Below are 18,094 nucleotides of genomic sequence, written 5' to 3'. Positions count from 1 at the left end.
GGGTGATGTTGCCTCAGGCGGCCAGCTTCAGGATCTTGACGACGTCGCCGGGCTCGCGGATCGGCTGCGGGTTGGCGCGGGTAAAGATCGACAGCATGGCGTTCCGGCCGATCAGTTCGAAGCGGTCCTCACCGACACCGACATCGGCGAGCCGCCGCGGCAGGCCGAGTTCCGCGATGAACGCTGCAAACGCTTCGCTGGCGTCACGCCCAGGCGCGCCGAGCGCGGCGGCGATCGCTTGCTGGGCCGCCTCCGTCGCCGGGCGGTTGTAACGCAGCACGCTCGGCATCATGACCGCCGTGCAGAAGTAATGCGGGACGTCGCAGGTGCCGCCGAGCACATGGCCGATGGCGTGGCTGGCGCCCATCGGCACCCGCGACTGCAATCCGAACGCCGACAGCCAGGAGCCGAGCTGGCAGCTCAGCCGCGCCGCCTCGTCGTCAGGATTGGCCTTGGTGCGCAGCAGGCCGTGGTGCAGATAGCGCAGGCCCTGCTGGCACACCGCGTCGACCAGCACGTTGGGCCGGCTGGAGCAGATCGCCTCGATGCCGTGATCCATCGCGCGCGTGCCGGAGCCGAGCCAGAGCTTCTCCGGGGTGTATCGCGTCATCGCCGGATCGAGGATGATGCTGCGCGGCATCATCATCGGGTGGTTGAAGATCTGCTTCAGCTTGCGGCTGGTGTCGGTGACCAGCGCGCCCGAATTGTATTCGCCGCCCGAGAGCGTGCTGGGGATCGCGATCATCCGGACCTTCGGATTGCGGAACGGTCCGATCCGGCGGTCCGGCGTGGTCTCGAACCCGTCGAGCCCCGCCGGCTCGAAGATCTCGTGCTCGATGCACATCAGCACGATCTTCGCCGCATCGACCACCGAGCCGCCGCCGATCGCAACCACGAGATCCGCCCTGGCTTCGCTGGCGTGCCGTGCGATCTGCGTCACGACATCGCGCGTGGTGTGCTGCGGCACACCGTCGAAGGTCGCCGCATGGCGGTCGCCGAGACCCTTGCGGATCTTCTCGATCTCGTCGGTCGTGGTGTTCAGCGTCCGGCTGGCAATCAGGTAGACGCGTTTGGCGCCCAGCCGCTCGGCCTCCTCGCGCAAGGCTTCGGCAGCCGGCTTGCCGTAGATCACGGATTCCATGGTGGGATATTGATGGCTGCCGACGACGTGCATGCTTGTCACTCCCTCGATGTGTCCGTGCGTTATGCCGCCGGTCAGGCCGACAGTTTGGTGAAATCGGGCTGGCGCCGTTCGGCGAAGGCGGCAAAGGCCTCGCGGGCCTCCGGCGTGGTCAGCCGCTGCTTGAACAGCACGCCCTCCTCGGCGATCTGCGCCGCGATCCGCTGCTGCTCGCGCATCAGCGCCTTGGTCATGCTGAGCGAACCGGCCGGCCGCCTGGTCAGCGCGATCGCCGCGTCATGGGCCTTCTTGCGCAGATCGGCCTGCGGCACCACAGCATTGGCGAGGCCCGATGCCAGCGCGCCCTTCGCATCCATCGGCTCGCCCAGCGCGAACATCGCATAGGCGCGCGCGTGCCCGATCCGCAACGGCAGCAGCCAGCTCGACGCCGCCTCCGGCACCAGCGCGAGATTGACGAACGGCGTGATCAGCCGCGCGCTCTCGGCGAGATAGACGAGGTCGCAATGCAGCAGCATGGTGGTACCGACGCCGACCGCATTGCCCTGCACGGCCGCGACCAGCGGCTTGCCGACCTTGCTGATGGTCTCGATAAAGCGGTGCGCCGGGCTATCGACCGCGCTCTCGCCGCGCGCCTGGCTCGCGAAATCGGCCAGGTCATTGCCCGCGGTGAAGCTGTCGCCGTCGCCCTGGAACAGGATGACGCGGACGGATGGATCCGCCTCGGCCTGCTTCAGCGCACGCGACATCGCGTCATACATCGCGCCGGTCAGCGCATTCTTCTTCTCCGGCCGCTGCAGCGTCAGTGTCATCACGCCCGCGGCGATCTCAACCTTGACATGCTCGGTCATGGCACTCTCCTTCAGGCGACCGCGCGGGCCGGCTTGGTTTCGAACTTGCCGTCGAGGAAGCCGGTCAGGCGCTGCCGGATGATCTGCTCGGCCTCGGCCATGATGCGGTCGATCAGTTCCTTGACGGTCGGGATGTCGTGGATCAGGCCGACCACCATGCCGCAGCTCCAGGCGCCGGCATCCATCTCGCCGTCGATCATCACCTTCGGGTAGACGCCGGCGACCTGCTCGTGGATGTCCTCGATCTTGAGCCTGGCGCCCTTCTCGCGCTCGATCTCGAGCAGCTCATCGACGCCCTTGTTCTTCAGCACCCGCTCGGTGTTGCGCAGCGCGCGCATCACAAGGCGGGTGTCGAGCTCGTCGGCATCGAGCAGCGCCTGCTTCACGTTGGGATGAACCGGCGCTTCCTTGGTCGCGATGAAACGGGTGCCCATGTTCATGCCGGCGGCGCCCATCGACAGCGCAGCGACCAGGCTGCGCGCATCCGCCATGCCGCCCGAGGCGACGAACGGAATCTTCAATTCGTCCGCCGCACGCGGCAGCAGGATCATGTTCGGGATATCATCCTCGCCGGGATGGCCGCCGCACTCGAAGCCGTCGACGCTGACCGCATCGCAGCCGATCTTCTCGGCTTTCAGCGAATGCCGCACCGAGGTACATTTGTGGATCACCTTGATGCCGGCCGCCTTCAGCGCCGGCATGTACTGCTCCGGGCTGCGGCCCGCGGTCTCGACGGCCTTGACGCCGCCCTCGCGGATCGCAGCGATGTATTCGGGATAGGGCGGCGCCGTGAAACTCGGCAGGAAGGTGAGATTGACGCCGATCGGCTTGTCGGTCATGTCGCGGCAGCGCGCGATCTCCTTGGCCAGCAACTCCGGCGTCCGCTGGGTCAGGCCGGTGATGATGCCGAGGCCACCGGCGTTGGACACCGCGGCCGCCATCTCGGCGAAGCCGACATAATGCATGCCGCCCTGGATGATCGGATGCTGGATGCCGAACAGTTCAGTGATTGCTGTCTTCACAAGTATCTCCCGCGTTTCCGATCAGTGGATAATTTCGAACAAACCGGCCGCGCCCATGCCGCCGCCGATGCACATGGTCACCACGCCGTATTTGGCCTTGCGCCGCCGGCCCTCGATCAGGAGATGCCCGGTGAGCCGCGCGCCGGTCATGCCGTAGGGATGGCCGATTGCGATCGACCCGCCGTTGACGTTCAGCTTGTCAGGATCGATGCCGAGCTTGTCGCGGCAATAGATCACCTGCACCGCATAGGCCTCGTTGAGCTCCCAGAGATCGATGTCGTCGATCCTGAGGTTGTGCCGCTTCAACAGCCGCGGGATCGCGGCGACCGGGCCGACGCCCATCTCGTCCGGCTCGACGCCGGCGGCGACGAAGCCGCGGAAGATGCCGAGCGGCTTGAGGCCCTTCTGCGCGGCGACCTTGTCGCTCATGATCACGCAGGCCGAGGCGCCGTCCGAGAGCTGGCTGGCATTGCCGGCGCTGATGGTCTTGCCCTCGAACACCGGCTTGATCTTGGCGAGGCCGTCCGCCGTGGTGTCCGGCCGCGGGCCTTCATCCTTCGCCAAGGTCACCTGCTGGAAGCTGACCTCCTTGGTGTCCTTGTTGACCACGGCCATTTTGGTCGTGAACGGCACGATCTCGTCGTTGAAGCGGCCGCCCTGCAGCGCGGCGCCGACGCGGCGCTGGCATTCGAGGCTGTACTCGTCCTGCTGGTCGCGGCCGATCCCATAGCGCTCAGCGACGACCTCGGCGGTCTCCAGCATCGACATGTACATCTCGGGCTTCATCGCCATCAGCTCGTCGTCGACGGCGTGAAACCGGTTCATGTGCTCGTTCTGCACCAGGCTGATCGACTCGATGCCGCCGCCGATCGCGATCTCGACGCCATCAAGCATGACCGAACGCGCAGCGACCGCGATCGCCTGCAGGCCGGAGGCGCATTGCCGGTCGATCGTGGTGCCGGCAACGGTAACCGGAAGCCCGGCGCGGATCGCGCCCTTGCGCGCGACGTTCATCACCATGGTGCCCTGCTGCATGGCGCAGCCCATCACCACGTCCTCGACCTCGCCGGGCGCGATGCCGGCGCGCTTCACGGCTTCCGCCATCACGTGGCCGGCCAAGGTCGGGCCGTCGGTGTTGTTGAGCGCGCCGCGATAGGCCTTGCCGACGCCCGTGCGCGCGGTGGAAACAATGACTGCATCTTGTGACATGCTTAACCTCTTTGACTTCAGGCGACCGCGTCGAGCTGCGCGTAGCGCAGCACGTGATAGGCGGGATCGCCGAACTGGATGTTGATGGAGGAAATCCGCTTGAAATAATGGCCGACGTTCAGCTCGTCGGTCATGCCCATGCCGCCATGCAGTTGCACCGCCTGATCGGCCACGAACTTGCCGGCATAGCCGATCTTGGATTTGGCGCCCGAAGCCAGCCGCGAGAGGCCGGCCTCATCGTCGTTGAGACTGAGGCTGAGATGCTGCATCAGGGACAGCGCCTCCTGATGCGCGATGAACATGTCGACCATCCGGTGCTGCAGCACCTGGAAGCTACCGATCGTGACGCCGAACTGCTTGCGCGTCTTGGAGTAATCCAGTGTCGCGTCGTTCAGTTCGCCGATCGCGCCGACCGCCTCGGCACAGAGCGCGCCGATGGCGCGATTGCGGCAGGCTTCCAGCGCGGCGACACCTTCACCTTCCCGGCCCAACAACTCCCCGCGCACGCCGCGCAGGCTGATCTCCGCCGCCCGGCGGCCATCGATCGTCTTGAAGCTCTGCAGGTCGAGGTTCGCGGCGCGGCGATCGACCACGAACAGGCTGACGCCGCCGCGGTCGTGGCGATGGCCCGAGGTGCGCGCGGAGACGATGAGATAGTCCGCCCACGGCGCGGCGATGACCGCGGTCTTCTCCCCGCTCAGCAGGTAATCGTCACCGTCCCGGTGCGCGGTGGTCGTGACGGTCGCCAGATCGAAGCGCGAAGTCTTCTCGGTCCAGGCCAGCGCCCAGAGCTTCGATCCCGCGATGATGTCGGCGATGTAGGCCTGCTTCTGCGCGTCGGAACCCGCCCGCTCGATCAGGCTGCCGGCCACCACGACCGTCTCGACGAACGGCTCGACCACGAGATGCCGGCCGAACTCGTGCATAATGATCATGGTCGACAGCGGCCCGCCGCCGAAGCCGCCGACGGCTTCCGAGAACGGCGCGGCGAGCAGGCCGAGTTCGGCGAATTCATCCCATTGCCTGCGGCCAAGCCCCTCTTCGCTCGCGACGATCTTGCGGCGGGCGTCGAAATCATACTGGTCGCGCAGCAGCCGCTGCACGCTGGACCGCAACAATTCCTGCTCTTCCGTGAACTGGATATCCATCCGATCCTCTCGTGGCGCGATTGCTAAAGTCCGAGCACCGCCTTGGCGATGATGTTGCGCTGGATCTCGTTCGATCCGCCGTAGATCGAGAGCTTGCGCGAGTTGAGATATTTCTCAGAGGCCATGTGGCCATAGTCCGGGCCCGGCACGAAGTGGTTGGCGCTGACCGGATGCTCGCGGATCGCCAGCCCGTAATTGCCGATCGCCCGATGCGTCAGCTCGGTGATGTTCTGAAAGATCTCGGTGCCGCGGATCTTGAACAGCGAGGCCGCCGGCCCCGGATCGATGCCGCGGGCCATCTGGGCGACGACTCGTAGCTCGGTCGCCTCCAATGCCAGCACGTCGAGCTCGACGCGGGCAATGTCCCTGATGAACTCCAGATGCGCCGGATCGTCTTCCGGGATCTCGGCCTTCACGATCTTCTTCAGCCGATCGATGTAGCGCGTCGAGCGGCCGATGCCGGCCATGCTGGTGCGCTCATTGCCGAGCAGGAATTTGGCGTATGTCCAGCCCTTGTTTTCCTCGCCGATCAGGTTCTCGGCGGGGACGCGGACGTTTTCCAGGAAGACGTCATTGACCTCGTGCGAGCCATCAATCGTGATGATCGGGCGCACGGTGACACCCGGCGATTTCATGTCGATCAGCAGGAACGAGATGCCGGATTGCGGCTTCGCGGCGAGATCGGTCCGGACCAGGCAGAAGATCCAGTCGGCGTGCTGCGCCAGCGTGGTCCAGGTCTTGTGGCCGTTGACGATGTAGTGGTCGCCGTCGCGCACCGCCTTGGTACGAACGGTGGCGAGATCGGAGCCCGAGCCCGGCTCCGAATAGCCCTGGCACCACCAGTCCTCGCCTGACAGGATGCGCGGCAAGAACTTCGCCTTCTGCGCGGCGTTGCCGAAGGTGTAGATGACCGGACCGACCATGGTGACGCTGAATGCCAGCGGCGGCATGGTGCCGGCGCGCGTCGTCTCCTGCTCGAAGATGAAGCGGCGGGTGATCGACCAGCCGGGCCCGCCATATTCCTTCGGCCAGAGCGGCGCGATCCAGCCCTTGTCGTGCAGGATGCGATGCCACAACAGCATCTGCTCCTTGGAAAGATCGGTCTCCGGATTGGCGACACGCATCTCCGCCGGATAATTGTCCTTGATGAAGGCGCGAACCTCGTCGCGAAACACCGCATCGTCAGGGGATAGCGCGAGCTCCATCGGACCCGCTCCCTACCACTTCTCGCCGAAGGGCCGGATTTCCAGCTCGAAGGTCCAGGCGCTCTTCGGCTGCTGATAGAGCTGCCAGTACGACGCGGCGACCGATGCCGGCGGCATCAGGAGATCGGGATTGTCGAGCGCGTTCGGGCCGAGCGCCTCGATGCGGCGCTGCCGCACCCATTCGGTGTCGACGCCGGAATCGATGATCAGGTGCGCGACATGGATGTTCTTCGGTCCGAGCTCACGCGCCATCGCCTGCGCCACGGCGCGCAGGCCGAACTTGGCGCTGGCAAAGGCGGCATAGCCGCTGCCGCCGCGCAGCGACGCGGTAGCGCCGGTGAAGAAGATGTTGCCCTCACCGCGCGCCGTCATCAACCGCGCTGCCTCGCGCCCGGCCAGGAAGCCGGAGTAGCAGGCCATTTCCCAGACCTTGCGGAACACGCGCTCGGTGGTCTCCAGAATCGGGAAATTGACGTTGGCGCCGATGTTGAAGATGCAGACCTCCAGCGGCGCATGCTTGTCGGCGTCATTGAGGAAGGCAGTGATCTCCTCCTCCTTGCGCGCGTCGAGCGAGCGCGCGTGGATCTCGCCGCCGGCGGCCTCGATCTCCTTGACCAGCGGCGCGAGCTTGTCGCCGTTGCGGCGGCCGGCGAAGATCGTGAAACCTTCGGATGCAAACTTCTTGGCGATCTCGCCGCCGATGAAATCACCGGCACCAATGACGGCAACCGTCTTGTTTCTCTTCTGCATGGTGGACTCCGGTCTTGTTTGAGTGAATTGTCTTGCGCTGGCGTCAGCCTCAGCTGCGCAGCGACTCCGCCAGCTTGTGCTTCAGGAGCTTGCCCGTCGATGTCGCGGGCAGCGCATCCATCAGAATAATCTCCGACGGACGCTTGTACGAGGTGAGTTGCGGGGCAACATGGGCCATCAGGTCCTGCACCGTGGCCGTCGAGCCCTTGATTAGCTGCACGAAGGCGACGACCTCCTCATTGCCCTCGACCGGCCGGCCGACCACGGCGCACTGCACAACTGCGTCGTGCGTGCTCAGCACCGCCTCGATCTCGGCCGGATAGACGTTGAATCCGGAACGGATGATCATCTCCTTGGTGCGCCCGACGATGTAGAGGACGTCATCCTGGAAGCGGGCCAGATCGCCGGTATTGAACCAGCCGTCGGGGTCGATCGCCTTGGCGGTCAGATCGGGGGCGCGGTAATAGCCGCGCATCACGTTTGGGCCGCGGACGTGGAGCTCGCCGACCTCGCCGTCTGCGACCGGCTTGAGATCGCGGTCGACCAGCTTTGCTTCGAGGCCCGGCATGACCGCGCCGACGGCGTGGTCCGCCCGCGGATTGTCCGGCCGGACGCCGGAGATGCCGGGCGAGCATTCGGTGATGCCGTAACCGTTGAGCAACGGCAGGCCGAGCTCCTGCTCGACCCTGGTCTTGAGGTCGAGGTCGAGCGGCGCGCCGGCCACCGAGATCACGCGCAACCGGCCGCGATCGAGCCTCTGTAGGCCGGCATTGCGCCGGTACTCGAGCAGGCGCTGGTAGGTCGCGGGCACGCCGTTCAGGATCGTGATGCCTTCCTCGGCCATCGCCTTGACCAGTGCCGCCGGATCGTACTTGGCGACCAGGCGCACGGTCGCGCCGACCATCAAGGTCATCGTCAGCAACGAGATGCCGACGATATGCGAGATCGGCAGCACGCAATACTGCACATCGTCGGCCGTCATCTTGCGGAACGCCGCGGTGCCGCGGGCGCTGAACAGGAGATTGCGGTGGGTCAGCATCACGCCCTTCGGCGCGCCCGTCGTGCCTGATGTGTAGATGAGGACCGCGACCTGGTTTGCACCGTCGACCTCGACCGGCTCGGCCACCGTTGCCAGGTTCAGAGTGGTGACCGCGATGCCGCGGAGCGGTCCGACATCCTGAATGGCAGCCTCATAGCGCGCGGCATGCGCGGCCGCCTCCTGCGAAACGTCGGCGGTCAGCAGCACGCGGCGCGCGCCGCTGTGATCCCTGATCTGGTCGAGCTCACGCGGCGACAGCCGGGGATTGACCACGATCGACCAGACATCGAGCCGGCTCGCCGCCAGCAGCAGGCAGGCGAGCGGTATCGAATTCTCGCTCACGATCATCATGCGGTCGCCGGCGCGGATGCCGAGCGCCTGCAACGCGGCGGCGACACGATCGACCGCCTGATCGAGCTCGCGATAGGTCAGCCGCATCTTGTCGTCGATCAGCGCCGGATGATGCGGCGTCGCCACGACGTGGTGATTGATCACCTCGTGGATGCGGTTCGGCAGGCCTTCCACACTTCCTTCAACGATCTGGATCGACGCCTGCACTGAAACCTCCCTGTCGCAGCCGTTTTGGCTGGATTTGTTGTGTTGGGGAATTTACCGCTCAGGCGGTCTTGCGCTGCCTCGCTGCCAACTGCGCGACGATCTCGTCCTCGACCTCGCGCAGGCGGTCCTTGCCGAAGAAGATCTCGTCGCCGACAAAGAAGGTCGGCGACCCGAACGAGCCGCGCGCCACGGCATTGCTGGTGTTGTCGATCAGCTTCTTCTTCACCTCATCCTGCTGGGCGCGGGCGATGATGCGATCGATGTCGATGCCCGAGGACAGGAACGCCTCGCGGAACACCTGCGGATCGTCCATCTTCTTGGGTTCGGACCACATGTGGTGATAGGCGGCGCGGAAGTAGGGCTCGAACAGCCCCTCGAAATCGGCTGCGACGACGCCGCGCATCAGCATCAGCGTGTTGACCGGAAAGAACGGGTTCGACGTGAAGGTCGTGATGCTGTGGCGGCGCAGGAAGCGCTCGGTCTCGAGCGCGTTGTATTCCGGCTTGTTCTTGATCCCGCGCAGCGACTCGCCCGGCGACATGTTGCCGGTCGCCTTGTAGACGCCGCCGAGCAGCACCGGGACGTAGTCGAACTTCACGCCGGTGCGCTGCTCGATGCCGGGCAGCGCGAGCTCGGCGAGATAGGCGTTGGGGCTTCCGAAATCGAAGTGGAATTCGACCTTGAGCGGAGCAACCATGGAACGCCCTTCCCTTCGAGTGGCAGCAATCGCCTGTCGCTGCCGGTTGATCGTGGCCCGAACCATAAGTTCTATTTTAGAACTGTCAATATGATATTTGTCATCCAATGCGGGCATTGGGGCTACATCCGAGGCATCCTATTGAAATGGCATTAGTTCTGTTTTAGAATTTTAGGTGCGATGTCGTCGCAGACCGCTGGAGACGCTGATGAAATGGGATGCCCTCGAGGAGGAGCCGTGCTCGCTGGCCCGCACGGTCGCCGTGATCGGCGACCGCTGGAGCCTGTTGATCCTGCGCGAATGTTTCCTGCGCATCCGCAGGTTCGATGACTTCCAGGCCTCGCTCGGGATCACCCGGCATCTGCTCGCCGACCGGCTGAAGAAGCTGGTGCGCTTCGGCGTCCTGCGCAAGATTCCCTATCAGGAAGCGCCGAAGCGCTACGAGTACATCCTGACGCAGAAGGGGCTCGATCTCTATCCGATCATCATGTCGATCGTGCACTGGGGCAACATCCACATGGTCGACGCGCGCGGCCGGCCGCTGCTGCACGAACACAAGAGCTGCGGGAAGATGTTCGATCCCGTCATGGTTTGCTCGGAATGCGGCGAGCCGCTGAGCGCCAAGCACGTCCATGTGCATCCGGGCCCCGGCGCGCGGCGATCGTCGCCGCTGCACGCCAGCGCGCGGGAGCGCACGAAGAGAAACGCCGAGCAGGGCTAGACTGTTCCCGCAGAACCGGCGCCTCGCACGGCCGGCTCATCTCATCGCGATGGCTCAGCCATCAATGCGACGTTGCCGCCAAGCAGGCAGCCGACCGGGCGGCCGCCGGCAAAACCGATCCGAACGCGAATCTCCGACAGGCGCCCCATCGCCCTGCCCTGGAGGATTCGAATCTCCTCGTCGTTCGGGGTCACCAGACCGCTATCGAGCAGACCAAAAGCCAGCGCGGCAGCCGCGATCCCGGTTGCAGCATCTTCCCGATAGCCGGACGAGCGCGGGAATTGGCGCGCTTCGAACAGGCGGGCCTCGCGGTCGATCACGGTGAACGGATAGAGTCCGGTCGATCCGATCCGGCCGCACACCGCCTCGACGTGCTCGACCGCCGGATTGAGCGCATTCAACGCTTCGGGAGACCGCATCGGGATCAAGGTCTTGATCCGCGAAGTGACCGCATTGCACGGCGTTGTCAGGCCGATCGCATCAGGCCCCACCGCAAGGGCCCGCAGCACGTCATCGCGCTGGCTCGCGGTCAATGGAACCGTCTTTCCCGCCGGCTGGGTGATCTCGACACTGGGCTCGCCCTGACGATTGCGGCTGATGAAGCCGGTGACGGGACCGCTGCGCGTCGAGATCCGGATCGTATCGCCGGGCAGCTTTCCATGGCGGGCCAGCAGCCAGAGCGCACCGATGGTGGCATGGCCGCACATTTCCATTTCGTGGTTCGGAACGAAGAAGCGGAAGGTCGCGTCGAAATCGTCGCTCTCGGCCGGCAACACGAAGCCGGACTCGTGACCATGGTGTCGCGCGACATCCTGCATCTCGGACGCACTCATGCCGCTGGCATCGACCACGATCGGACAGGGATTGCCGCCCTGCCCATCCACCGTGAAAACGCTAACCAGTTCCACCGTCGTCATGATGTCGTCCCCAATCCCCTGCGCTGAGCCGCACGGCCGCTACTTGACCAGCGCCGCGCCGGTCTCCGGATGCTGTAGCCAGCCGAGCAGCGCTGCGTGGAAGCGCGCCGGCGCCTGGATCTGCGGTGAATGGCCGAGGTCGGGGAATTCGATCAGCTGGATATGCGGGATCCGCTTGGCGGCCTCCTTGCCGAGCACCGGATAATTGCCGAGCGTCTTGCGGATTTCCGGCGGCGCGGTGTCTTTGGCGATCGCGGTGGTGTCCTTGTCGCCGACGAACAGCAGTGTCGGCGGCTTGATCTGCTCGAATTCGTAGAACACCGGCTGGGTTGCGATCATGTCGTAGAGCCGCGCCGAGCTCGACGCCACGGCGGCACGGCCCTCGCCGCGATACATGCCGGCCAGCATCTGCACCCACACCTCGTAGGACGGATCCCAGGTGTCCGCGTAATAGGTGGCGCGCTCATAGGCGCGGATGCCGTCGGCGGTGACGCGGGTCTCGCGCTGCATCCAGCCGTCGAGGCTGAGCCACGGCACGCCCTTGGCCTTCCAGTCTTCGAGCCCGATCGGATCGACCAGCACCAGGCGATCGGTGGCGTCGGGATACATCAGCGCGTAGCGCATCGCGAGCATGCCGCCGGTCGAATGGCCGACCATGATCGAGCGATCGATCCCGAGCGAAGCCAGCAGCGCGCGGCTGTTGCCGGCGAGCTGCTGGAAGGTGAACTGATAGCGCTCCGGCTTACTGGACTTGCAGAATCCGATCTGATCCATCGCGATCACGCGATAGCCGGCGCCGCTGAGCGCCTTGATGGTGCCGTCCCAGGTCGCGGCGCAGAAATTCTTGCCGTGCAGCAGCACCGCGGTCTGGCCGTTCGGCGTCGAAGGCTTGACGTCGAGATAGGCCATGTCGAGCTCCTGCCCCTGCGAGCTGAAGCGATAATGCTGCACCGGATAGGGATATTCGAAACCCTGCAACTCCGGCCCATAGGCCGGTTCAGCGGCCGATTGCGCCGATGCATTGGACGAACCGAGCGCGACGGTGGCGGCGACGGCAAGAAACAGGGCTTTCAGGTGCATCTCGGCGGGTCCACAAATCAGGGGGCGGATGCGTGATGCCGTAGCCGAACGCATCGGCGCCTTCCAGCGCCGACGGATGATTTGTTCGTGATCAGCGTAAAATTACGCCGGATCGAACGCCCGGACCGGCGGCAAATTGCCGTTGAAACGCTCGACCTCGACGGTCGTGAGCTGCCCGGTGCAGCCCTGCGCGAAGGATGACGTGCCGATGTCGCGCGTCAGCACGTTCGGGTTGCCGTGGACGCAGAGCGGCGCCTCGTCGTCGGGATCCATCGGGTCGTACCAGGCGCCGGTCGGCAATTGCACCACGCCGGGGGCGATGCCGTCGGTGACGTGCACCGCGGCCAGACATGCTCCGCGCGCATTGAAGATGCGGATGATGTCGCCATCAGTGATGCCGCGCGCCGCGGCATCGCGCGGGTTCATGCGTGCGACCTCGCGGCCGCGATGCTTGGCGTCAAGCGAATGGCCGCCGAAATCGAGCTGGCTGTGCAGCCGCGTCACCGGCTGGTTGGCGACCAGGAAGCACGGCGAATCCGGTGTCGGCGTGTCAGTCTTCGCGAGCCAGACCGGATGGCCCGGGCAGTCGGCATCGCCGTGGTTCGCGATCTTCTGCGAGAAGATCTCGATGCGGCCGCTCGGCGTCGGCAGCGGGCGCGCGACCGGGTCCTCGCGGAAGCGGCGCAGCGAGCCGCCATCGTCGAGATGCTGCGGCACCACCAGGCTGCCGCGCTCCCAGAATTCTGCGAAGTGAGGCGCCTCGAGCCCGCGCGCGGCGAGCGCCTTGCGGGTCGGCTCGTAGAGATGCTGCAGCCACTCGCGCGACGTGCGGCCTTCGGTGAAGGGCTCGCGCGCCCCGAGCCGCTCGGCGAGATCGGCGAAGATGTCGTAATCGTCGCGGGCGAGGCCGAACGGCTCGGCGATCCGGTGCATCGCGACCATCAGGGGATCGTTGGTGGAATAGCCGATGTCCTCGCGCTCCAGCGTCATGGTCGCGGGCAGCACGATGTCGGCGTGGCGCGCGGTCGCGGTCCAGGCGAGCTCGTGCACCACAAGCGTATCGAGCTTCGCAAACGCCTTGCGCAGGCGGTTGAGGTCCTGGTGATGGTGGAACGGATTGCCGCCGGCCCAATAGACCAGGCGGATATCCGGATAGGTCCGCGTCTCGCCATTGTAGCGATAGGTGGTGCCGGGATTGAGCAGCATGTCGGCGATGCGCGCCACCGGAATGAAGTCGGCGATGCCGTTGCGGCCCTGGCCGAGCGTCGGCCCGGGCACGTCGTTGACGCGGCGGCCGTAATAGCCGATCGCGCCGAGCGAATAGGCGTAGCCGCCGCCGGGCAGGCCGATCTGGCCGAGCGCCGCCGCCAGCACCATGCCCATCCACACCGGCTGCTCGCCATGCTCGGCACGCTGCAGCGAATGCGACACGGTGATCAGCGAACGCCGCCCGGCAAGCTGCCGCGCCAGCGCCTTGATTGTCTCGGCACCGATGCCGCAGATCGACGCGGCCCATTCGGCGCTCTTCGCCGCGCCGTCGCTCTCGCCTGTGAGATAGCGCAAGAACACCGGCCAGCCCTCGGTGTAGCGATCGAGGAAGGCCTGATCGTGCAGGCCCTCGCTGACGAGCGTATGGACGATGCCGAGCATCAGCGCGGTATCGGTGCCGGGCACAGCCGTCAGCCATTCGGCGCCGGCCTCGACCGGGAGATCATCGCGCAGCGGGCTGACCAGCACGAACTCGCAGCCGCGCTGGTGCGCGGCCTCCATCGCGCCGCGCTCGACATGCTTGCTGATCGAGCCGCCGGCGACCATCGAGTTCTTCAGCGCCATGCCGCCGAACGCCAGCACGATGTCGGTTTCGGCCGCGATCTGCTCCCAGGTGACGTTGCGCTTGGTGATGTCCTCGTAGCCGGCGAGGATCTGCGGCAACAGCACCGAGGACGCGCCGGAGGAATAGGTGTTCACCGAGCGGACATAGCCGCCGAGCGCGATGTTGAGGAAGCGGTGCACCTGGCTCTGCGCGTGATGGAAGCGGCCCGCGCTCGACCAGCCATAGGAGCCGCCGAACACCGTGCCGGGGCCGATCGTGTCGCGAATGCGCGAAAGCTCGCCGCCGAGCAGATCGAGCGCCTTCTCCCAACTGACCGAGACGAACTCGTCGCGGCCGCGGCGATCGTCGGGCCCGGGGCCGCGCTCGAGCCAGCCGCGGCGGATCGCCGGCTGGCCGATGCGCGCCTGGTGGCGCAGCGCGCCGGGAAAGTTGTTGATGATGCCGTTCGGATCGGGATCGCCGCCATAGGGCCGGACTTCGAGGCCGGCCTGGCCAAGCCGCGCCGAGAACACGCCCCAATGCGAGGTGTGCGGCTTGAAACCATCGGACAGATCGAGGCCGGGATCGGGGTAGCCAATGGTCTCGCTCATTCGGTGGCGTCCTCAGATGCGGGTCTCGAGCCCGGTCGCAAAGATGTCGCCAGTATAACGATCCGCGCCCCGATGTCTTCGGATTGAGGGTTGCGGGACGCGCAGGCGGCCACGCGCAGGGATCCGCGAGCGCAGATGTCGCACCGCGCCGTGCCGGCCTCATCGCTGATGACGGTGGCGGAACTCGCCGCAAAAGATGCGCGTGGCAAAAAACGCGAAAACAACCCCATGCAAAGCAGCAGGCCCGCTGCCGGCGTCTGGCCGGGCGGCTTGACACGTCGGGCAAATCAAGGGCATATTTCCAATATTCCGAAATCGTGCAAGCGCCCCTACGGGCGCCCCCTCGCCCGCAAGCGCGGGCTCGCCGGCTGCGATCGCGGCCGGACATCCTTAAACCCACATCGACATCGCACCCGGCGCCCGCAGCGAGCGATCGCCTGCGCGCGCCGTGCGCATTCCAGGAACCATCGACATGACACCTGCACGCGATCTCACTATTCCGACGCTGGCCGCCGCACCCGGCGAGTCGCAGCCTGCCGCACTGCCGCGCATCAGACTCTCGCGGCGCGGCTACGCGATCGACCACCCTGACCGGAAGCTCGGCGAGCAGCTGATGGCGAACGCGCTCGGGGTCACCGACCGCGACGCGATGGACGGCATCCTCAGGCAATTGGTCAGGGCCAGCGTGAGCGGCGGCAGGCCCAGCGAGGTCAACCTCGCTTTCATGCTCTCGATGGTGAAGAGCATTCGCCCGCGCGATGCCGTCGAGGCCATGCTGGTGGCGCAGATGGTTTCGGTGCATGTGATGGCGATGCGCTGTGCGCAGCACCTCGCGCATGCCGACGACCTCGCCCAGCACGACAGCGCGGCGCGCGCCCTCGGCCGGCTCGCCCGCACCTTTCCCGCCCAGATCGAGGCGCTGAACCGCTACCGCAGCCATGGCGAGCCCGCCATCACCGTGCAGAATGTGAAGGTGGAGGACGGCGGCAACGCCATCGTCGGCAACGTCACCCAGCATGCGAACGTGATCGTCTCCGACAAGACCCCGGCCTCCGCGGCGCGGACACCGAAGGCCGCGGGCGCCAGGCGAGCGCATGAGTGCGCCGATGCCAGGCAGGACGCCCAAGCATGAGTGGTCACACCAGCACGACCGGCCCGATGCTGGCGAGCCCGCGCTGCGGCGCCAAAACCCGCCGCGGCGGCGCGTGCCGCACGCCGGCGGTGCGCGGCAAGCGGCGCTGCCGCATGCACGGCGGCGCAAAGGGATCCGGCGCGCCAAAGGCAAACCGGAACGCGCGCAAGCACGGCCTGTTCACCAGGGATGCGATCGCGGAGCGGAGACAGATTCGGGCGTTGTTGGGTGAAGTGCGGAGAAGGTTGGAGGAGATGAAGTGATTAGTGACGGGGACGGTGGACTAATGATGCAATTAAGGGCACCCGAGCGTGATCCGCCGCGCTCACGTTAAACCAAAGCCACGACTGAGCAGAGTTTGAAGGTGAACTTACATGACCGCGCTGGCAATGCTTTTCGAGGCACTCAAAAAACCCCACGTCGATCTAGTCGCTTGGCCATCGGATCAGCAAAAAGCGCATATAAGAAAATTCTGTAGCGACCACCCAGACACAGAATTTGCATTCGCGGCGCACAATCTATTTGAGGCTCTCCAGAAAGCTTCTCAAAAACGATCAAACTGAACTTATGGCGTCTACGCCATAATGCCGCACTGTTCGATGTTGGCCGCGGTCTACTGCACTGCCGGCCCGTGCTGCGCCCCTGCGACTGACGCAGTGCCTTGACGCCAGACCGGTCAAGAAATAGATGACGATTATCATATATTCAGCACCTCGAACCTCGGCAGTCCGACGAGTCCGGCCCCCCGCAAGCCCAACAGGAGCACCATGCGTCGAATTGTCGTAACGGGCCTCGGGACGGTGTCCCCGCTGGGCTGTGGCACCGAACTGGTCTGGTCGCGGCTGCTGTCGGGGCAATCGGGGCTTCGGGCATTGCCGGAATGGGCGATGAGCCTTCCCGCGCGCGTCGCGGGCCAGGTGCCTGACAAGGCCTCCGATGCCGAGGGCGGGTTCGATCCCGATCTGGCGGCGCCGCGCAAGGACCAGAAGAAGATGGACCGGTTCATCCTGTTCGCGCTGCTGGCGGCGGCGGAGGCCACGGCTCAGGCCGGCTGGATGCCGGCCGAGGCGCGCGCGCAGGAGCGCACCGCGACGGTGATCGCGACCGGGATCGGCGGGTTTCCCGCGATCGCGGATGCGGTGCGCACGGTGGAGAAGAGCGGCACGCGCCGCCTGTCGCCGTTCACCGTTCCCGCCTTCCTGGCCAATCTCGCGGCCGGGCACATCAGCATCCGCTACGGCACCAAAGGCGCGATCGGCGCGCCGGTGACCGCTTGCGCGGCGAGCGTTCAGGCGATCGGCGATGCGGCGCGGCTGATCCGGTGCAATGAGGCCGACGTCGCGATCTGCGGCGGCGCGGAGGCCTGCATCGATCCGGTCAGCCTCGGCGGCTTTGCGGCCGCGCGGGCGCTTTCGACGTCGTTCAATGACGAGCCCGCCCGCGCGTCGCGGCCGTTCGACCGCGACCGCGACGGTTTCGTGATGGGCGAAGGCGCGGGGGTGCTCGTCATCGAGGAGCTCGACCATGCGCTGCGGCGCGGCGCCACGCCGATTGCCGAGATCATCGGCTACGGCACGACGGCGGACGCCTATCACATCACTGCAGGTCCCGAAGACGGCGACGGCGCCTGCCGCGCCATGGAGATGGCGCTGGCGCAGGCCGGCTTGCGCGCGAGCGAGATCCAGCATCTCAACGCGCATTCGACATCGACGCCGGTCGGCGATCTCGGCGAGCTCGAGGCGATCAAGCGCGTGTTCGGGCGCGACGGCGGAATTGCCGTCAGCGCGACCAAGTCGGCGACGGGGCATCTGCTGGGCGCTGCCGGCGGCGTCGAGGCGATCTTCACGATCCTGGCGCTGCGCGACCAGGTCGCGCCGCCGACGCTCAATTTGGACAACGCCGATCCGGCCGCTGGGGGTATCGACCTCGTCGCGAACGCTGCACGGCGGATGCCGATCGAGCACGCGATCTCGAACGGCTTTGGATTCGGCGGCGTCAACGCCAGCCTGGTGTTTCGGCGCTGGGCTTGAAACGTCATCGCGCTTCAGCGCTTGCTTTAACATGATCTTTTCGGAAAACCGCTGCGCACTTTTCCGGATCATGTTTTTGTCTGAGCATGATCCCTTCGGAAGACCGCTTCGCACTTTTCCGGATCATGCTCTGTTTGAGCATGATCTCTTCGGAAATCCGCTACGCACTTTTC

General features: G+C 65.8%; 16 protein-coding genes. 4 read left to right on the top strand and 12 right to left on the bottom strand.

Annotated features, from left to right (window positions below; translation table 11 throughout):
• Positions 1 to 13: 13 nt before the first annotated feature.
• The 9 genes from CK489_RS15635 to CK489_RS15595 are packed head-to-tail and all read right to left on the bottom strand — an operon-like array spanning position 14 to position 9,617.
• Entirely contained in the window at positions 14 to 1,174 is a 1,161-nt protein-coding gene (locus CK489_RS15635) for an iron-containing alcohol dehydrogenase (RefSeq protein ID WP_095732890.1), read from the bottom strand.
• 41 nt (positions 1,175 to 1,215) lie between these two features.
• Positions 1,216 to 1,989: an enoyl-CoA hydratase-related protein gene (locus CK489_RS15630; RefSeq protein WP_095732889.1), complete on the bottom strand. Its 774-nt coding sequence runs from the start codon at positions 1,987 to 1,989 to the stop codon at positions 1,216 to 1,218.
• An 11-nt stretch (positions 1,990 to 2,000) separates the two neighbouring features.
• Positions 2,001 to 3,011 carry an NAD(P)H-dependent flavin oxidoreductase gene (locus CK489_RS15625; RefSeq protein WP_095732888.1) on the bottom strand — a complete coding sequence of 337 codons (1,011 nt, stop codon included), beginning with the start codon at positions 3,009 to 3,011 and terminating at the stop codon, positions 2,001 to 2,003.
• A 21-nt stretch (positions 3,012 to 3,032) separates the two neighbouring features.
• Positions 3,033 to 4,220 (bottom strand): acetyl-CoA C-acyltransferase, encoded by a 1,188-nt coding sequence (locus CK489_RS15620; protein ID WP_095732887.1) that lies wholly within the window; start codon positions 4,218 to 4,220, stop codon positions 3,033 to 3,035.
• Between the two features lie 17 nt (positions 4,221 to 4,237).
• The gene (locus tag CK489_RS15615; protein WP_095732886.1) at positions 4,238 to 5,368 is read right to left on the bottom strand and encodes an acyl-CoA dehydrogenase family protein; all 1,131 of its coding nucleotides are present in this window, start codon (positions 5,366 to 5,368) and stop codon (positions 4,238 to 4,240) included.
• Positions 5,369 to 5,391: 23 nt separating this feature from the next.
• Complete coding sequence (locus tag CK489_RS15610; RefSeq protein ID WP_095732885.1) at positions 5,392 to 6,573, bottom strand: acyl-CoA dehydrogenase family protein; 1,182 nt, start codon at positions 6,571 to 6,573, stop codon at positions 5,392 to 5,394.
• A gap of 12 nt (positions 6,574 to 6,585) precedes the next feature.
• Positions 6,586 to 7,323, bottom strand: coding sequence for an SDR family oxidoreductase (locus tag CK489_RS15605; RefSeq protein ID WP_050628103.1), 738 nt, complete (start codon positions 7,321 to 7,323; stop codon positions 6,586 to 6,588).
• Positions 7,324 to 7,372: 49 nt separating this feature from the next.
• Positions 7,373 to 8,920, bottom strand: a complete 1,548-nt coding sequence (locus tag CK489_RS15600) for a class I adenylate-forming enzyme family protein (protein ID WP_245350386.1) — start codon at positions 8,918 to 8,920, stop codon at positions 7,373 to 7,375.
• Positions 8,921 to 8,978: 58 nt separating this feature from the next.
• The gene (locus CK489_RS15595; protein WP_095732884.1) at positions 8,979 to 9,617 is read right to left on the bottom strand and encodes a 2-hydroxychromene-2-carboxylate isomerase; all 639 of its coding nucleotides are present in this window, start codon (positions 9,615 to 9,617) and stop codon (positions 8,979 to 8,981) included.
• 208 nt (positions 9,618 to 9,825) lie between these two features.
• Here CK489_RS15595 and CK489_RS15590 point away from each other — a divergent pair, with 208 nt between their 5' ends.
• The gene (locus CK489_RS15590; protein ID WP_050628100.1) at positions 9,826 to 10,338 is read left to right on the top strand and encodes a winged helix-turn-helix transcriptional regulator; all 513 of its coding nucleotides are present in this window, start codon (positions 9,826 to 9,828) and stop codon (positions 10,336 to 10,338) included.
• Positions 10,339 to 10,379: 41 nt separating this feature from the next.
• On the opposite strand, the gene CK489_RS15585 is transcribed toward CK489_RS15590, so the two are convergent.
• From CK489_RS15585 to CK489_RS15575, 3 genes are all read right to left on the bottom strand, one after another.
• On the bottom strand, positions 10,380 to 11,255 hold the full coding sequence (locus CK489_RS15585) for a PhzF family phenazine biosynthesis protein (protein WP_095732883.1): 876 nt from the start codon (positions 11,253 to 11,255) through the stop codon (positions 10,380 to 10,382).
• 39 nt (positions 11,256 to 11,294) lie between these two features.
• On the bottom strand, positions 11,295 to 12,335 hold the full coding sequence (locus CK489_RS15580; protein ID WP_095732882.1) for an alpha/beta fold hydrolase: 1,041 nt from the start codon (positions 12,333 to 12,335) through the stop codon (positions 11,295 to 11,297).
• Positions 12,336 to 12,437: 102 nt separating this feature from the next.
• The gene (locus CK489_RS15575; protein ID WP_095732881.1) at positions 12,438 to 14,759 is read right to left on the bottom strand and encodes a molybdopterin guanine dinucleotide-containing S/N-oxide reductase; all 2,322 of its coding nucleotides are present in this window, start codon (positions 14,757 to 14,759) and stop codon (positions 12,438 to 12,440) included.
• 472 nt (positions 14,760 to 15,231) lie between these two features.
• Between CK489_RS15575 and CK489_RS15570 the strand changes: the two genes are divergently transcribed.
• The 3 genes from CK489_RS15570 (at position 15,232) to fabF (ending at position 17,921) form a co-directional block, all read left to right on the top strand.
• Positions 15,232 to 15,891, top strand: a complete 660-nt coding sequence (locus CK489_RS15570; protein WP_095732880.1) for a hypothetical protein — start codon at positions 15,232 to 15,234, stop codon at positions 15,889 to 15,891.
• Complete coding sequence (locus CK489_RS15565) at positions 15,888 to 16,154, top strand: HGGxSTG domain-containing protein (RefSeq protein WP_095732879.1); 267 nt, start codon at positions 15,888 to 15,890, stop codon at positions 16,152 to 16,154. The genes CK489_RS15570 and CK489_RS15565 overlap by 4 nt, the downstream gene beginning before the upstream one ends.
• Before the next feature lie 504 nt (positions 16,155 to 16,658).
• Positions 16,659 to 17,921: a beta-ketoacyl-ACP synthase II gene (gene fabF, locus CK489_RS15560; protein WP_095732878.1), complete on the top strand. Its 1,263-nt coding sequence runs from the start codon at positions 16,659 to 16,661 to the stop codon at positions 17,919 to 17,921.
• The last annotated feature ends 173 nt before the right edge of the window (positions 17,922 to 18,094 follow it).

It is taken from the genome of Bradyrhizobium sp. UFLA03-84, assembly GCF_002289535.1.
GTDB lineage: Bacteria > Pseudomonadota > Alphaproteobacteria > Rhizobiales > Xanthobacteraceae > Bradyrhizobium > Bradyrhizobium viridifuturi.
The sequence above is the reverse complement of the archived record's forward strand: the minus strand, read 5'-3'. Positions and strand labels throughout refer to the sequence as shown.

Excerpts from the sequence above, each read along its gene's own strand:
- CK489_RS15635 (WP_095732890.1), bottom strand. The coding sequence starts at position 1,174 with ATGCACGTCGTCGGCAGCCATCAATATCCCACCATGGAATCCGTGATC.
- CK489_RS15630 (WP_095732889.1), bottom strand. The coding sequence starts at position 1,989 with ATGACCGAGCATGTCAAGGTTGAGATCGCCGCGGGCGTGATGACACTG.
- CK489_RS15620 (WP_095732887.1), bottom strand. The coding sequence starts at position 4,220 with ATGTCACAAGATGCAGTCATTGTTTCCACCGCGCGCACGGGCGTCGGC.
- CK489_RS15615 (WP_095732886.1), bottom strand. The coding sequence starts at position 5,368 with ATGGATATCCAGTTCACGGAAGAGCAGGAATTGTTGCGGTCCAGCGTG.
- CK489_RS15610 (WP_095732885.1), bottom strand. The coding sequence starts at position 6,573 with ATGGAGCTCGCGCTATCCCCTGACGATGCGGTGTTTCGCGACGAGGTT.
- CK489_RS15605 (WP_050628103.1), bottom strand. The coding sequence starts at position 7,323 with ATGCAGAAGAGAAACAAGACGGTTGCCGTCATTGGTGCCGGTGATTTC.
- CK489_RS15595 (WP_095732884.1), bottom strand. The coding sequence starts at position 9,617 with ATGGTTGCTCCGCTCAAGGTCGAATTCCACTTCGATTTCGGAAGCCCC.
- CK489_RS15590 (WP_050628100.1), top strand. The coding sequence starts at position 9,826 with ATGAAATGGGATGCCCTCGAGGAGGAGCCGTGCTCGCTGGCCCGCACG.
- CK489_RS15585 (WP_095732883.1), bottom strand. The coding sequence starts at position 11,255 with ATGACGACGGTGGAACTGGTTAGCGTTTTCACGGTGGATGGGCAGGGC.
- CK489_RS15580 (WP_095732882.1), bottom strand. The coding sequence starts at position 12,335 with ATGCACCTGAAAGCCCTGTTTCTTGCCGTCGCCGCCACCGTCGCGCTC.
- CK489_RS15575 (WP_095732881.1), bottom strand. The coding sequence starts at position 14,759 with ATGAGCGAGACCATTGGCTACCCCGATCCCGGCCTCGATCTGTCCGAT.
- CK489_RS15570 (WP_095732880.1), top strand. The coding sequence starts at position 15,232 with ATGACACCTGCACGCGATCTCACTATTCCGACGCTGGCCGCCGCACCC.
- CK489_RS15565 (WP_095732879.1), top strand. The coding sequence starts at position 15,888 with ATGAGTGGTCACACCAGCACGACCGGCCCGATGCTGGCGAGCCCGCGC.
- fabF (WP_095732878.1), top strand. The coding sequence starts at position 16,659 with ATGCGTCGAATTGTCGTAACGGGCCTCGGGACGGTGTCCCCGCTGGGC.